This is a genomic window from Plantibacter sp. ME-Dv--P-095 (genome assembly GCF_030209365.1).
Classification (GTDB): domain Bacteria; phylum Actinomycetota; class Actinomycetes; order Actinomycetales; family Microbacteriaceae; genus Plantibacter.
The window spans coordinates 202,047-215,013 of record NZ_JARVSB010000002.1 but is presented as its reverse complement, the minus strand read 5'-3'; the positions used below and the strand labels follow the sequence as shown (position 1 = coordinate 215,013).

17 protein-coding genes and 2 tRNA genes are annotated in these 12,967 nt (G+C 70.5%); 6 read left to right on the top strand and 13 right to left on the bottom strand.

What is annotated here, in order from left to right; translation table 11 throughout:
* Positions 1–34: 34 nt before the first annotated feature.
* Both QRN26_RS02145 and QRN26_RS02140 read left to right on the top strand, forming a co-directional pair.
* Positions 35–655, top strand: coding sequence for a hypothetical protein (locus QRN26_RS02145; RefSeq protein ID WP_285035083.1), 621 nt, complete (start codon positions 35–37; stop codon positions 653–655).
* A gap of 57 nt (positions 656–712) precedes the next feature.
* Positions 713–1,924 (top strand): pyridoxal phosphate-dependent aminotransferase, encoded by a 1,212-nt coding sequence (locus QRN26_RS02140; protein ID WP_157579746.1) that lies wholly within the window; start codon positions 713–715, stop codon positions 1,922–1,924.
* Between the two features lie 60 nt (positions 1,925–1,984).
* Here the strand turns inward: QRN26_RS02140 and QRN26_RS02135 are convergent, their stop codons facing one another.
* From QRN26_RS02135 to QRN26_RS02105, 7 genes are all read right to left on the bottom strand, one after another.
* Complete coding sequence (locus tag QRN26_RS02135) at positions 1,985–3,121, bottom strand: UDP-N-acetylmuramate dehydrogenase (protein WP_285035080.1); 1,137 nt, start codon at positions 3,119–3,121, stop codon at positions 1,985–1,987.
* A gap of 13 nt (positions 3,122–3,134) precedes the next feature.
* Positions 3,135–3,569, bottom strand: a complete 435-nt coding sequence (locus QRN26_RS02130; RefSeq protein WP_228507299.1) for a MaoC family dehydratase — start codon at positions 3,567–3,569, stop codon at positions 3,135–3,137.
* Positions 3,566–4,015: a MaoC family dehydratase N-terminal domain-containing protein gene (locus QRN26_RS02125; protein WP_082455599.1), complete on the bottom strand. Its 450-nt coding sequence runs from the start codon at positions 4,013–4,015 to the stop codon at positions 3,566–3,568. Before QRN26_RS02125 ends, QRN26_RS02130 begins: the two co-directional genes overlap by 4 nt.
* Positions 4,016–4,078: 63 nt before the next feature.
* Positions 4,079–4,876, bottom strand: coding sequence for a sulfite exporter TauE/SafE family protein (locus tag QRN26_RS02120; protein ID WP_082455601.1), 798 nt, complete (start codon positions 4,874–4,876; stop codon positions 4,079–4,081).
* A complete protein-coding gene (locus QRN26_RS02115; protein WP_082455603.1) occupies positions 4,873–5,463 on the bottom strand; it encodes a histidine phosphatase family protein in 591 nt (196 codons plus the stop codon). Before QRN26_RS02115 ends, QRN26_RS02120 begins: the two co-directional genes overlap by 4 nt.
* A gap of 51 nt (positions 5,464–5,514) precedes the next feature.
* Positions 5,515–5,826 carry a DUF3253 domain-containing protein gene (locus tag QRN26_RS02110; protein ID WP_285035077.1) on the bottom strand — a complete coding sequence of 104 codons (312 nt, stop codon included), beginning with the start codon at positions 5,824–5,826 and terminating at the stop codon, positions 5,515–5,517.
* A gap of 81 nt (positions 5,827–5,907) precedes the next feature.
* Positions 5,908–6,609, bottom strand: coding sequence for an SDR family oxidoreductase (locus tag QRN26_RS02105; protein ID WP_285035076.1), 702 nt, complete (start codon positions 6,607–6,609; stop codon positions 5,908–5,910).
* Positions 6,610–6,701: 92 nt separating this feature from the next.
* Here QRN26_RS02105 and QRN26_RS02100 point away from each other — a divergent pair, with 92 nt between their 5' ends.
* Both QRN26_RS02100 and QRN26_RS02095 read left to right on the top strand, forming a co-directional pair.
* A complete protein-coding gene (locus tag QRN26_RS02100) occupies positions 6,702–7,100 on the top strand; it encodes a MerR family transcriptional regulator (RefSeq protein ID WP_056776668.1) in 399 nt (132 codons plus the stop codon).
* Between the two features lie 113 nt (positions 7,101–7,213).
* Positions 7,214–7,777: a hypothetical protein gene (locus QRN26_RS02095; protein ID WP_056776672.1), complete on the top strand. Its 564-nt coding sequence runs from the start codon at positions 7,214–7,216 to the stop codon at positions 7,775–7,777.
* A gap of 24 nt (positions 7,778–7,801) precedes the next feature.
* Here the strand turns inward: QRN26_RS02095 and QRN26_RS02090 are convergent, their stop codons facing one another.
* Together QRN26_RS02090 and QRN26_RS02085 are read right to left on the bottom strand one after the other, a co-directional pair.
* Positions 7,802–8,356 (bottom strand): nucleotide-binding protein, encoded by a 555-nt coding sequence (locus QRN26_RS02090; protein ID WP_285035125.1) that lies wholly within the window; start codon positions 8,354–8,356, stop codon positions 7,802–7,804.
* Positions 8,357–8,368: 12 nt separating this feature from the next.
* Complete coding sequence (locus tag QRN26_RS02085; protein ID WP_056014031.1) at positions 8,369–8,740, bottom strand: PH domain-containing protein; 372 nt, start codon at positions 8,738–8,740, stop codon at positions 8,369–8,371.
* A gap of 116 nt (positions 8,741–8,856) precedes the next feature.
* Between QRN26_RS02085 and QRN26_RS02080 the strand changes: the two genes are divergently transcribed.
* Entirely contained in the window at positions 8,857–9,408 is a 552-nt protein-coding gene (locus tag QRN26_RS02080) for a hypothetical protein (protein ID WP_285035075.1), read from the top strand.
* 67 nt (positions 9,409–9,475) lie between these two features.
* On the opposite strand, the gene QRN26_RS02075 is transcribed toward QRN26_RS02080, so the two are convergent.
* From QRN26_RS02075 to QRN26_RS02060, 4 genes are all read right to left on the bottom strand, one after another.
* Positions 9,476–9,549, bottom strand: a tRNA-Met gene (locus QRN26_RS02075).
* A gap of 42 nt (positions 9,550–9,591) precedes the next feature.
* Positions 9,592–9,663 (bottom strand) — tRNA-Thr (locus QRN26_RS02070).
* Positions 9,664–9,742: 79 nt separating this feature from the next.
* Complete coding sequence (locus tag QRN26_RS02065; RefSeq protein WP_082455605.1) at positions 9,743–10,492, bottom strand: lytic transglycosylase domain-containing protein; 750 nt, start codon at positions 10,490–10,492, stop codon at positions 9,743–9,745.
* A 224-nt stretch (positions 10,493–10,716) separates the two neighbouring features.
* A complete protein-coding gene (locus QRN26_RS02060; RefSeq protein WP_056014019.1) occupies positions 10,717–11,094 on the bottom strand; it encodes a PGPGW domain-containing protein in 378 nt (125 codons plus the stop codon).
* A 107-nt stretch (positions 11,095–11,201) separates the two neighbouring features.
* On the opposite strand from QRN26_RS02060, the gene QRN26_RS02055 reads away from it, so the two are divergent.
* On the top strand, positions 11,202–12,965 hold the full coding sequence (locus QRN26_RS02055) for a glycoside hydrolase family 13 protein (RefSeq protein ID WP_056014016.1): 1,764 nt from the start codon (positions 11,202–11,204) through the stop codon (positions 12,963–12,965).
* The last annotated feature ends 2 nt before the right edge of the window (positions 12,966–12,967 follow it).

Here is a 12,967-nt window from a genome sequence, read left to right as displayed (position 1 = left end):
GCCGCCCCGCGACCGACACCGTAGAGTCGGGCGTATGACCCACAACGTTCAGGAAGCGATGCCCGCCCGTCTCCCGTCGGTCGGAACGACCTCGCCGGAGACGCAGGCGATGCCACGATGGAACGCGTCGAGCCGATACGGTGCCTCGCTCGTGGCCGTCGTCCTGGGTGGATACCTCGCCATGCGCGGCGGATTGAATGTCATGTGGCTCCAGTCGGACGCCAACGTCATCGGCGCCCTGCTCCTCCAGTTCTTCGTGGGCGGCGCGGTCCTCGTGGCCGGTGCCCTGATCGCCCCGGTCTCCCTGGCGCGACGCGTGTTGGCCTCCGCCGTCGTCGTGGCCGGTCTCGCGGTCCATGCGTTCGGGTCGGCGACGGCGACGATCGCGACGCCGCCGTTCCTGCTGTACGGATCGATGTCCTTCGCAATCGGCGCCTTCACGGCTGCCGCGGTCTGGTTGATCGTCCGGGGCCGATCCCTGCCGACCTTCGTCCTCCTGCTCGCCTTCGCCGCCGTGCCGCTGCTGACCGAGCGGCTGACCCACACCGGTTGGTCGGGCGTCACCCGTGAGGACCTGCTGACGGGCGTCTCCGCCGCCATCGGCGTCGGTGTGGCGTGGGCGGCAGCGGCCGTCGACGGCGCCCGGTCCCGATAGGGTCCGGTCCGCGTCACGCACTGTCCTCGCGACACCGGGTTGGGTACGCTCGGAGTCGTGCCTGAATCGACCTCCACGCCCCGCCTGTCCACGAAGATCGCAGCGATCGCCGAGTCCGCCACGCTGAAGGTGGACGCGAAGGCGAAGGCCCTGCAGGCGCAGGGTCGCCCCGTCATCTCCTACGCGGCGGGCGAGCCCGACTTCCCGACGCCGGAGCACATCGTCGAGGCCGCCCTCGTCGCCGCGCGCGACCCGAAGGCGCACCGGTACACGCCGGCCGCCGGGCTGCCCGACCTCCGCGCGGCGATCGCCGAGAAGACGCTCCGCGACTCCGGTCTCGAGGTCGACCCCGGCCGGGTCATCGTCACCAACGGCGGTAAGCAGTCGGTGTACGAGGCGTTCCAGGTGCTGCTGAACCCCGGCGACGAGGTCATCGTGCCCACGCCGTTCTGGACCACCTACCCGGAGGCCATCGCCCTGGCCGACGGTGTCGCGGTCGACGTCTTCGCCGACGCCTCGCAGAACTACCAGGTCACGGTCGAGCAGCTCGAGGCGGCGCGCACCCCACGCACCAAGGTCCTCCTCTTCGTCTCGCCGTCGAACCCGACCGGCTCCGTCTACTCCCCCGAGCAGACGAAGGCCATCGGCGAGTGGGCGCTCGAGCACGGCATCTGGGTCATCTCCGACGAGATCTACCAGAACCTCACCTACGACGGCGTCCGTGCGACGTCCATCGTCGAGGCGGTCCCCGAGCTCGCGGAGCAGACCCTCCTCGTCAACGGGGTGGCGAAGACCTACGCGATGACCGGCTGGCGCGTGGGGTGGACCGTCGGCCCGGCGGACGCCATCAAGGCGCTCGGCAACCTCCAGTCGCACCTGTCCGGCAACGTGAACAACATCGCGCAGCGCGCGGCGATCGCGGCCCTCACCGGCCCGCAGGATGCTGCGGAGGCCATGCGCGAGGCCTTCGACCGTCGTCGCAAGCTCATCGTCGAGGAACTGAACAACATCGACGGTTTCGCGACGCCCACGCCGCAGGGCGCCTTCTACGTCTACCCCGACGTGACGGCACTGCTCGGCCGGACGTTCGGCGGTGTGACGCCCACGACCTCACTCGAGCTCGCGGACCTCATGCTCGACCAGGCCGAGGTCGCCGCCGTGCCCGGCGAGGCGTTCGGGCCGTCCGGGTACCTGCGGTTCAGCTACGCACTCGGCGACGACCAGCTCCTCGAGGGCGTCCAGCGGCTGCAGCGCCTCTTCGCGTCCTGATCCGTCGTCCGCCCGCCGGCATGCGGTGGGCGGACGTTCGGCTGGAAGACGACGTCGCCGTCAGATCGTGACGCCGACCACCACGGGTTCGGGCTGCAGGAGCACACCGAACTCGGCGTGGACCCGCGCCTGCACGAAGCGGGCGAGTTCGGCGATCTCGGTGGCGGTCGCGCCGCCCCGGTTCGTCAGCGCGAGGGTGTGCTTCGTGGAGACCGCGGCGTGCGATCCGGGGAGCGCGAACCCGCGACGGACCCCGGCCCGCTCGATCAGCCAGGCCGCCGACAGCTTCGCCAGGCGTTCCACGGGAGCCGGCCGGGGCGGGTTGACGACCTCGCCGAGTGGGAAGACGTACTCGGTGTCGTCGTCGGCCGGCGGGTCGACGGGCCACCAGGGAGCGTCACCGGGGAGCGAGCGGGCGACGTGCTCGGACACGATCGGGTTCGTGAAGAACGATCCGGCGCTGGCGGTGTCGGGGTCGTCCGGGTCGAGCACCATGCCCTTCGAGGCGCGGAGCGCGAGCACCGTCGTGCGCACCTGGGCCAGACGGACCTGCTCGCCGACCTCCACGCCGAGCGCGAAGGCGAGCTGCTGATAGGCGATCGGCGCGGCGAGACCGTCGACACCGACGTCGTCGAGCTCGATGACGATCGCGACGACCACGCCCGACCGCTCGGGCTCCCCACCGCCGTGACGCTTCAGGACCGACGTCCGGTACCCGAGGCCGAGCTCGGCAGCGGGGACGCGCTCGACGGTCTGCGACTCCTCGTCGAGCAGATCGACCGCGACGAGCGACGACACGATCTCCTGTCCGTAGGCGCCGATGTTCTGGACGGGGGCCGCCCCACAGGATCCCGGGATGCCGGAGAGCGCCTCGATGCCCGCGAAGCCGTGCTCCACCGTGTAGGCGACGAGCGCCTCCCAGTCCTCGCCGGCCTGCACCCGCAACCGGACGCGTCCGGCGGGAGCCTCGAGCCGTTCGATGCCGCGGTTCGCCGCCCTGATGACGGTGGCCTCGACCGGCTCGTCACCGACGAGGAGGTTCGATCCGCCCCCGAGCAGCAGCCATGGCTGGTCGGTGTTCCAGACGTCGAGCACGGCGTCGATGAGCTCGGCCTCGCTCGTGCACTCCACGAAGGCTGCGGCGGGCCCACCCACCTGCAGGGTGGTGAGCTCGCGCAGACTGATGGTGTCGGTCATGGCGCTCCGCAGCTCAGGCGAAGCCGACGACGAGCTGCGCCTTGCCGAGCACCGTCTGCTCGGCGAAGGTGACGGTGAGGTCGATGCGTGCGGTCTGCGCGTCCGCGTCGAGCTTGCCGACCTTCGCGACGATGTGGAGTTCGGCGCCGGTCTCCGGGTCGACGACGACCGGGCGCGTGAACCGCACCTGGTAGTCGAGCACGCGGCCGGGGTCGCCGATCCAGTCGACCACCGGCTGCGCGGCGATCCCCATCGTCAGCATGCCGTGCGCGAGGACACCGGGCAGCCCGACGGACGCGGCGACGTCGTCACGGTAGTGGATCGGGTTGAAATCGCCCGAGGCACCGGCGTAGCGCACGAGCGCGTCGCGGGTGAGGTGGACCGTCCGCTCGGCGACGACGTCGCCGACGGCGGGCATGGCGGGAGTCGTCTGCTGCACGTCGCTCATCCTTCGTCTCCTCGCACCACGAGCGTCGAGGTCGCGGTGACCACCGGCTCGCCGTCGGCGTCGGTCATGACCGAGTCGCACGTCACCATGGAGTGGCCGCCCAGGGACTTGATCGAGGTGACCGTCAGCTGCGCGGTCAGTTCATCGCCCGCGACGATCGGGCGGTGGTGCACGAACCGCTGGTCGCCGTGGACGACCCGACTGAAGTCGATGCCGGCGTCCGGCTCGGCGAGGAGCTGCTGCAGCGTGTGCTCCTGCACGACGACCGCGAAGGTCGGCGGCGCGACCACGTCGGCGTGGCCTGCGGCGCGTGCCGCTTCCGGGTCGAGGTTGATGGGGTTCGTCGCGAAGACGGCCCGCGAGAACTCGCGGATCTTCTCGCGTCCGACCAGGTACGGGGCTACGGGCGGGAAGACCCGACCGGCGAGCTCTGGGTTCACTGACACGCCCTCCAGCCTACCCGCTGGCCCGGCGAGGGGGTCTTGGAGCCGGATCGACGACCGGGGTGATCAGGAGCGCTTCAGCGCCTGGAACACCATGCGGATCGCGATGACCACGAGGAACGCCGCGAAGAGCAGGTTGCCGACGAACGGCGGGACGACCGACGCGACGATGGCGCCGAGCGCGGTCGTCGTGCACGCCGCGACCCCGATGATCGCCGCGGCGCGGAGGTCGACGTTGCCACGCCGGACGTTGCCGACGGTGCCGGAGATCGCGGTCGGCACCATCATGAGCAACGACGTGCCCTTGGCGATGAGGTCGCTCGCTCCGAACAGCAGGATGAGCATCGGCACGACGACGACCCCGCCACCGATCCCGAGGAGTCCCGACAGGACGCCGGTCAGGAAGCCCAGGAGGATGAGGCCGATGATCGAACCGACGTGCAGATCGATCTCGGCGGTGCGGGACGGGACGATGAGGAACAGGGAGACCACGACGACGAGCAGGAAGCCGATGAAGCCCCACTGGAGCGCCTTCTTGGGGAGCTTCGCCAGGAGGTAGCTGCCGAGCTGGGCGCCTCCGATCGCGCCGGCCGCCAGCAGGATCGCCGCCACCCAGTCGACCGTGCCGTTCACCGCGTAGGAGATGACCCCGACGAGCGACGTCGGGACGATCGCGGCGAGCGAGGTCCCAGCGGCGAGCCGTTGCCCGAACCCGAGGAGGAACACGACGGCGGGGACGATGAGGATGCCGCCGCCGACGCCGAAGAGCCCCGACAGGAACCCGGCGGTCAGGCCGATCCCGATGAGCCAGGCGATGCCGGACGCGGATCGGACCGGACGGCCGGTCGTGTCGTCTCCGGTCACCGTGCGGTGGGGCCGGAGAGCGCCGTCTCGAGGGACGGGGTGGTGCGAGCGGTTCCGGCGTCGAGGAGCGACCAACCGGTGTCGGTCGCCTCGATGACCGACACGGAGCAGTTCTCCAGCGGTGGGACCGTCGTACCGGAGAGGTGGCTGAGGGTGAGGCGGATGAGGGTGCCGTGGCTCACGACGAGGACGTTCTGCCCGGGGAAGTCGCGTGCGATGGCGTCGATGCCGCGGAGTCCGCGTTCGATGACCGACTCCTCGGTCTCGAGGTTCGGGTACTGGTGGTCTGGCCAGTTCTCAAGGACCATCTGCGCCGTCGCGCCCTCGGCGTCGCCGTAGTGGCGCTCGACGACGTCGGGGTAGGTGGGGCCGAGTTCGAGTCCGAGCGCGTCCGCGATGATCTGCGCGGTCTCGCGTGCGCGCCCCAGTGGGGAGCTAACGACGACGTCCCAGGTGCCCGTGAGGCGAGGGGCGACCGTGGCCGCCTGCTCCCGCCCCGTGTCGTTCAGCGGGATGTCCGTCGTCCCCTGCAACCGTCGTTCGAAGTTCCAGGCGGTCTGTCCGTGACGGACGAGGGCGATGGTCATACCCCCAAGCCTAACCGCCGACGGCGCACGCATCACCGGTCTGGGCCGGCCTCACCGTTCGGTGTCACTCCCGGCTTCCGTCGCCCAGCGGATCCGGATGGGTCCGCGGACCGTCGCGCGGTCGACCGCCTCGTCGCCCTGCGTGATCCGCACCCGGCCGGCGTCGACGAGCCGCCAGGCGACCCGGCGGGTGTCGTCCATCAGCTCGCGCCAGTCCTCGCCGCCGACGGCACGGGCGGCGTCGGACGGGCAGATGGACGAGGTGACGGCGCGCTTGCCGAGGAGGTCGAGGATGGTCGCCTCGAGGACGGCGTCGTCGACGGCTCCCCTGCCCTGCGGCTGCGCCCCAGTGTCGTCACTCATGGCATCCAGTATGCGCGCTCTCCTGCGGCGGCGTCCCGGAGCCGGCGACGCCGGACGGGACACCGCTCACCGGAGCAGGCCTCAGGCGAACTGCGCGTAGAACGCCTCGGGGGCGTTGGCGAGTGACGCCTTGACCATGGCGCTCCAGTCGTCGACGACGACCTCGGCGACACCCTGCTCGACGCCGTCGAGGCTCGCCCGGGCGACGTCCGCCGGGTCGACCATCGGCCCCTCGTAGCCCGCCATGATGTCGGTGTCGGCGGCACCGAGGTGCAGTCCCTGGACAGAGACCCCCTTCGGTGCGAGTTCCAGACGGACCGCGTTCGTCATGTTCCACTCCGCCGCCTTGGCCGCGGCGTATCCACCGGAACCCGGGTGGGCGAACCAGCTCAGGGCGGAGAGCACGTTGACGATCGCCCCGCCCCCGTTCCCTTCGATCACCGGAGCGAAGGCACGCACCATGGCGAGGTTGCCCCAGTAGTGGGTGTCCATCTCGCGACGCGCGTCGGCGAGGTCGCCGGTCAGCATCGAGCCCTGCGTGGCGATGCCGGCGTTGTTGACGAGCAGCGTGACGTCGGTCGCGATCGCGGCCGCCGCCTCGACGGAGGCCTGGTCGGTGATGTCGAGCTGCAGCACCTCCACGCCGGGAATGTCGACGAGCTCGGGGCGGCGCGCGGTCGCGTACACCTTCGCGGCGCCGCGCTCGAGCAGCTGGGTGACGAATCGGCGCCCGATGCCCCGGTTCGAGCCGGTGACGAGTGCGACGGATCCTGCGATGTCCATGATTCCTTCCCGCGTGCGGGGCGATCCCGCAGCAGCCTGGTTAGGCTAAGACCTCACATCAATGTCAGGTGCAAGCCAGGAACGGAAGATCGATGCGCATCGGGGATCTCGCGGCTCGGACCGGGGCGAGCGTCCGCTCGCTCCGCTACTACGAAGAGCAGGGGCTGCTCACCGCTACGCGCACGACGAGCGGCCAGCGCCACTACGAACAAGCGGCGGTCGAACGGGTCGAGCTCGTGCAGCAGCTCTTCGCGGCCGGCCTCCCGAGCCGCACCATCGTGCAGCTCCTCCCCTGCGTCGACGCCGGGGTCGCGACGCCGGAATCGCTTGAGCTGCTTCGGACCGAACGCGACCGCATCACGGCGCAACTGGCGGACCTCGAGGCGGCGCGCGCCCGCCTCGAAGCGGTCATCGACATCACGCTCCACCCGACGCCCGAGCATTGCCCGGCCCTGCGCGAGGAGCATCAGGTCGAGTTGGACGCCGCCTGAGCCCCTCGGCCCGTCTCCGACGCGGTCGGTCCGTCGCGGCTACCATGACCAGGTCGGAGGTCGAGGAAACAACCGGTGGCCAGCCTTCGCGGTAGCCGAGACGGGGGTCAGCGATGAGTGCATCCGAGAGCCAGGGACAGACGAGTACGACCGAGTCGGTCGCGGCGCAGGCGGCACGCACCCGGCTCGAACAGCGCGTGGCGAGCATCGAATCCATCCTGATCACGATCCCCATGTTGCTGCTGGAGGTCGCGCTCATCCTCTCGCTGTTCGTGCCGTTCGCCAGTCAGACGACCGACGACGAGGGCACGGAGGTCTTCAACCTCTTCTTCTTCCTCGCTGGTTTCGCCGATCGCGATGACGACGGTGATCCGGAGGCCGCCTCGATCCTGTTCGCGAGCGCGTTCCTGGTGCTCATCCTGGTGATCATCGCGGCGATCTGCACCACCCCGGTGTTCCGGGGGAGCCGGACCTCCGCCCGGGCGGGTGCCACGGCCGTGACCGTCATCATCGTGCTCATCCTCGGCAACATCGGTGCCTGGATGGTGATGCTGATCGGCATCTTCGCGGACTCGCCCTGGGAGCTCGGGCCGGCGCTCCCGCTCCTCAGTATCGGAACCCTGCTGGCGGCGATGATCGCCTTCTCCCCGGGGTACCGCAGCATCTGGGACCGGTGAGACGGCCCGGTCCGCAGCCCGGCGCTAGGCGCTCGAGTGATTCCGGCCACCGGGATCGGCCAGCCAGCCTGCCACCCAGAGGATCTCGTGAGCGATCTCCTGCACGGCCCGGTCATCGGTGACGACCCTGCGCGCCGTGCTCGCCTCCTCCAGCTTGGTGGCCGCGCGAGCACTCCGCTCGAGGTGCTCCTCGAGCGCCGTCCCGATCTCGCGCCGAGCGAGGCGCTGCGCGGCGGTCCTGTCGGTCGCGGTCAAGAGCACGCCGAACGAACGGACGTTCGTGCCGAGGGCGGCGACCAGCGTGGGGATCTGCAGCACGCTGACGGTGTTCGTGTACAGGAGGCGGAAGTAGCCTGCCGACCGGTAGTTCGCCCACATGGCTGCAAGGTTCTGCTCTGCCAGGTCGCTGCCGTTGCGCCATGGTTCCGGGTACGCCTGGTCGAGATTGTCGCCGTCGATGACGGCATGAGGAAGGTCGGCGCGTTGCAGGATCTTGGATGCTTCGGCAGCGACCGACGTCTTGCCGACGCCAGAGCGACCTCCGATGAAGATCACGTCCGTGGCGGGTGTGTCCTGCATGTTCGTCACGCGCTAGTGCGCCTGCAGGACCGCCCACGCGATGAGGCTGTCGAGACGACGGACGTCGACGCCCTTCGCAAGCTTGACCTTGATGTGCCCAGCCCTCGTCCAGAGTTCGATCTCCGAGTTCCAGTCGAGGGTTCCGGCGTTCTCGGAGGACCACATGTTGATCGAGCTGTACGGCAGGGAGTAGATCTCGACCTTCTTGCCGGAGATGCCCTGCGCGTCGCGCACGATGAGCCGCTTGGTGGTGAACACCGCGGAGTCGCGGAACGTCTTGAACGCCGCGACCGCCTGTTCCCCCTGCACGAGCAGCTGGGTCACATCCGCGGGGATCGGGATCTCGTTCTGCAGGGTCCAGGCCATGATCGGTGCGCTTTCCATGGCCCGATTGTGTCAGAGACCATCGCTCCCGGCGTGGTTCCGGCGGCCGCGGCGATGGGGAGTGCTGCCCATGCGGTGAACCACTCCGACGCCTGTCGCCTTGCCATACTGAACCCGTGAACGGAACCGACAACACCTCGACCGGCGTGCTCGAGGAGTACCGGTGGGCCGTCGAGGCCGAACTCCAGAACACCCCGTTCATCGTCACGGACGTCCCGGACGGGTTCCGGGTCGGGTTCGACCTCGCGAACGCCCACTGGTTGGACGTCCTCCAGCTGAACGAGGTGTCCGACAGCATCACGTACACCGTCCGCGTGGACGAACGACGACGGCGCTTCAGCATCACCGACACCCTTCGCACCATGGGCTGGTCGGCGGGCGCCGCCGGATTCGTCCCACGGCTGTCGTGGTCGTTCTCCTGGCAGTCGGGTCGGGTCCGCTACGGCCGGGTCATCATGCTCGGCATCGCGCCCGGCGGGTTCGAGGTCGCGTTCAGCCCCGAGAACGAACGCGCACGGATCCGGGAGATCGGCGAGGAACTCGGCCTCCGCCCCCGGATGGCGCCGCATGCCCGCATCGGCATCTGGGCTGCGATCGGCGCTGTGCTGCTCGGCCTGCTGGTGCCCGCTGCGATCATGCTCGGCGGCTCCCTGACCGGGACCCACTGAGACGGGGACGCTCGGCGAGGATCAGCTCCCGCGGATACGCAAAAGGCCCGGAAGCCCGGGCCTTGCGTAGCAGGAGAGAGATTCGAACTCTCGACCTCACGATTATGAGTCGTGCGCTCTCACCAACTGAGCTACCCTGCCACGTCTCTCCGTATGCCGGCGAGAGCAGTGACGGAGAGAACGAGCCCCGAGCGGGACTTGAACCCGCGACCTCTTCCTTACCAAGGAAGTGCTCTACCACTGAGCTATCGGAGCGCGAACCAGACCGCTCACGCGGAAATGGCACCAGTAGAGACTAGCATCCCCGGAGGCGTGCTTCGTACACGCTCTCGGATCATTTGGCCGCGAAGGTGTCGGCGGCGTGCACGACCTTCGCGAGGTACGAGGCGGCGCCGTTGTACGAGCCGATCGCGGCGACCCAGTCCGCCTCGATCCGGAGGTCGCGCCCGCCGTGGCAGAGGTAGCCCGCCGCGGCGAGCGCCGCGTCGTCGATCTGCTGCGGGTCCGCGACGCCGTCGCCGTTCCCGTCCGCTCCCCACCGCTCCCAGGTCGAGGGGATGAACTGCATCGGACCGACCGCGCGGTCCCACCGGGCGTCGCCGTCGAACGCGCCGCCGTCGGTGTCCGAGACGGCGTCGAACTCGGTTCCGGTGAGTGCGGGCCCGATGATCGGCGGGGTCGCTCGACCGGCTGCGTCGAGGGCGCCACCGAAGATGGTCCCGTGCCCGGACTCGACGCTCCCGAGCGCGGCGAGGGTGTTCCACGCGATCCCGCACTCGGGTCGCGCCTGCGCGGTGGCCAGTGCCGCCCCCGCGTAGGCGGACATGGCGCGTTCCGGGATACCGAGGCGCTGCGCCGTGGCCGACGCCCACGTGAGGTCGACGCGATCGGTGATGGCGGCAGGAGCCGTCCCGGCCGAGCCCACCGCCGGGATGCCGGGCCCTTCGACCGCGGCGTGGGGTGCGGTCCCGAGGGTCGAGTCCCGCACCTGCGCCTGCCTGACGAGCTCCGGCCCCCAGGTGACGACGGCGACGATGACGGCGAGCCCCACGGCCACGGCTGCGAAGGCGACGACCCAACCCATCGGGGCCGACTGCAGGCGCCTCCGACCGGGCCTCCGGTTCGGCCGCTTGGCGGCACTGCGCGCGCCGACGGTCCGCGACCGTGGCTTCGGAGCCGACCGGGTGGCTCCGCTCCGGGTCCGCGCGGAGGCTCGCGGCTTCGATCCGGCGGGCCGGCGACCGCTGTTCCCCTTCGCCGACGTCACCACCCGTCCACCGTAACCGAGGGCGGCGACGGGGCGACTCGTCAGGGCTGTGGTGCGGCCTTCGCGGCGTTCTTGGCCTGGCGCTTCGCCCGGAGGTCCTTCGCGACGGCGACACCCTTCTTGGCGGCGGCGTTCGCCTTCGTGCTCGCCCGCTTGGCCCCGTCGAACTCGGAGGCGAGGACGGCGAGCCCGCCGACGGCGATGAGTGCCCCAGGGCCGGGCAGCGGGATGAGCGCGACGCCGAGGGCGACCGTGCCACCGCCGACGACGCCGACACCCGCGCGGTAGACGCGGTTCGCCGTCGGGTTCCGGCGGATGATCCCGCGGGTGGTCCGGGCCGCCGAACCGGCGACCCGCCCCGCCTGCGCTCCGACGCGCTTGGCCGTGCTGCGGGCGGTGCTGTCCGATTCCGTCGTCATGTCCCCACTCTAGGCAGCACCTGACGGGTCGTCACCGGGAATCCGGTGCGAATCGGGCCCCGGTCGACGCGCGGCGGGAGGCCTCGGCGATGGCCTAGGGTAGCGACATGGACTCCGCCCTCCCGACCTCGTCGGCGACCGCAGCTCAGCATGCCTCCCCCGCAGGAGGCTCCACCCCCGGATCGGAGTGGTGGCGTTCCGCCGTCATCTACCAGATCTACCCCCGCTCCTTCGCCGACGCGAACGGTGACGGTCTGGGCGACCTGCCCGGCATCACCTCCCGCCTCGGCGCCCTCCAGGAACTGGGCGTCGACGCCATCTGGCTGTCCCCCTTCATGACGAGCCCGCAGAAGGACGCCGGCTACGACGTCGCCGACTACTGCGACGTCGATCCCATCTTCGGCACGCTCGCCGATTTCGACGCGATGACCGCCGCCGCCCACGGTGCCGGTATCCGAGTCATCGTCGACCTCGTCCCCAACCACTCGTCGACCGCGCACCGCTGGTTCCAGGAGGCGCTCGCGGCCGGACCGGGGTCCGAGGAACGCGCCCGCTACATGTTCCGCGACGGCAAGGGCGAACACGGGGAGCAGGCCCCGAACAACTGGGAGTCCGTCTTCGGCGGTCCGGCCTGGACGCGCGTCGTCGAGGCGGACGGTACCCCCGGCCAGTGGTACCTGCACATCTTCGACTCCTCGCAGCCGGACTTCGACTGGACGAACCCGTGGGTGCGGGAGCAGTTCCGCGGCGTCCTGCGCTTCTGGCTCGACCGCGGCGTCGACGGCTTCCGCGTCGACGTGGCGCACGGCATGATCAAGGCCGACGGGCTGCCCGACTACACCCCGCCCGCCGAGGGTGGCAGCATGGGCGGCGCGTCCGTGGACGCGTCACTCGAGGCCGCCGGCACCGGGCCGGAGTCGTGGCCGGAGACCGCTCCGTACTGGGGCCAGGACGGTGTCCACGAGATCTACCGCGACTGGCACGAGCTGCTCGCGACGTACGAGGGCGACCGCGTCCTCTGCGCCGAGGCCTGGGTCGACCCGCTCGACAAGATGGCACTCTGGGTGCGGCCCGACGAGATGCAGCAGGCGTTCAACTTCCCGTACCTCGAGACGCCTTGGAACGCGGCGGCACTCAAGACGGTCGTCTCGGAGTCGCTGCGGGCCTTCGCCCAGGTCGGCGCACCGAGCACCTGGGTGCTGTCGAACCACGACGTCGTCCGCCACGCCTCCCGCCTCGCGCTCACGGAGGAGAACCCGCAGGGCTACGGCGTCGGGCCGAACACCCCCGGCAAGCCGGACCGCGCACTCGGCCTGCAGCGTGCTCGCGCCGCGACCGCGCTCATGCTGAGTCTCCCCGGCGGCGCCTACCTCTATCAGGGCGAAGAGCTCGGGCTTCCGGAGGTCATCGACCTCCCGGACGACGCCCGTCAGGACCCCACCTGGTTCCGCACGAACCACGAGCGCTACGGGCGCGACGGCTGCCGCGTGCCGATCCCGTGGGAGGCCGGCCACCCCGCGTACGGCTTCAACACGACTGGCGCCTCCTGGCTGCCGCAGCCCGACGACTGGAACGACTACTCGCGCGACGCCCAGGCGGGCATCCCCGGGTCGACGCTCGAGCTCTACCGCACGCTCCTGCGGCTGCGTCGAGAGCACGGCCTGGGCCTCGGATCGGTCGCGTGGATCGAGGGTGCTCCGGAGAGCATCCTCGCGCTCACGAACGGCACGGTCACGGTCGTCGCGAACACCGGCGCGGACGACGTGCCGGTCCCGTCGTCGCTCGCCGAGTCGTCCGTCCTCGTCGCGAGCGGCCCGTTCGACGGCACCACGATCCACGGCGACACGACGGTCTGGTTCACGACGCCGTAAGG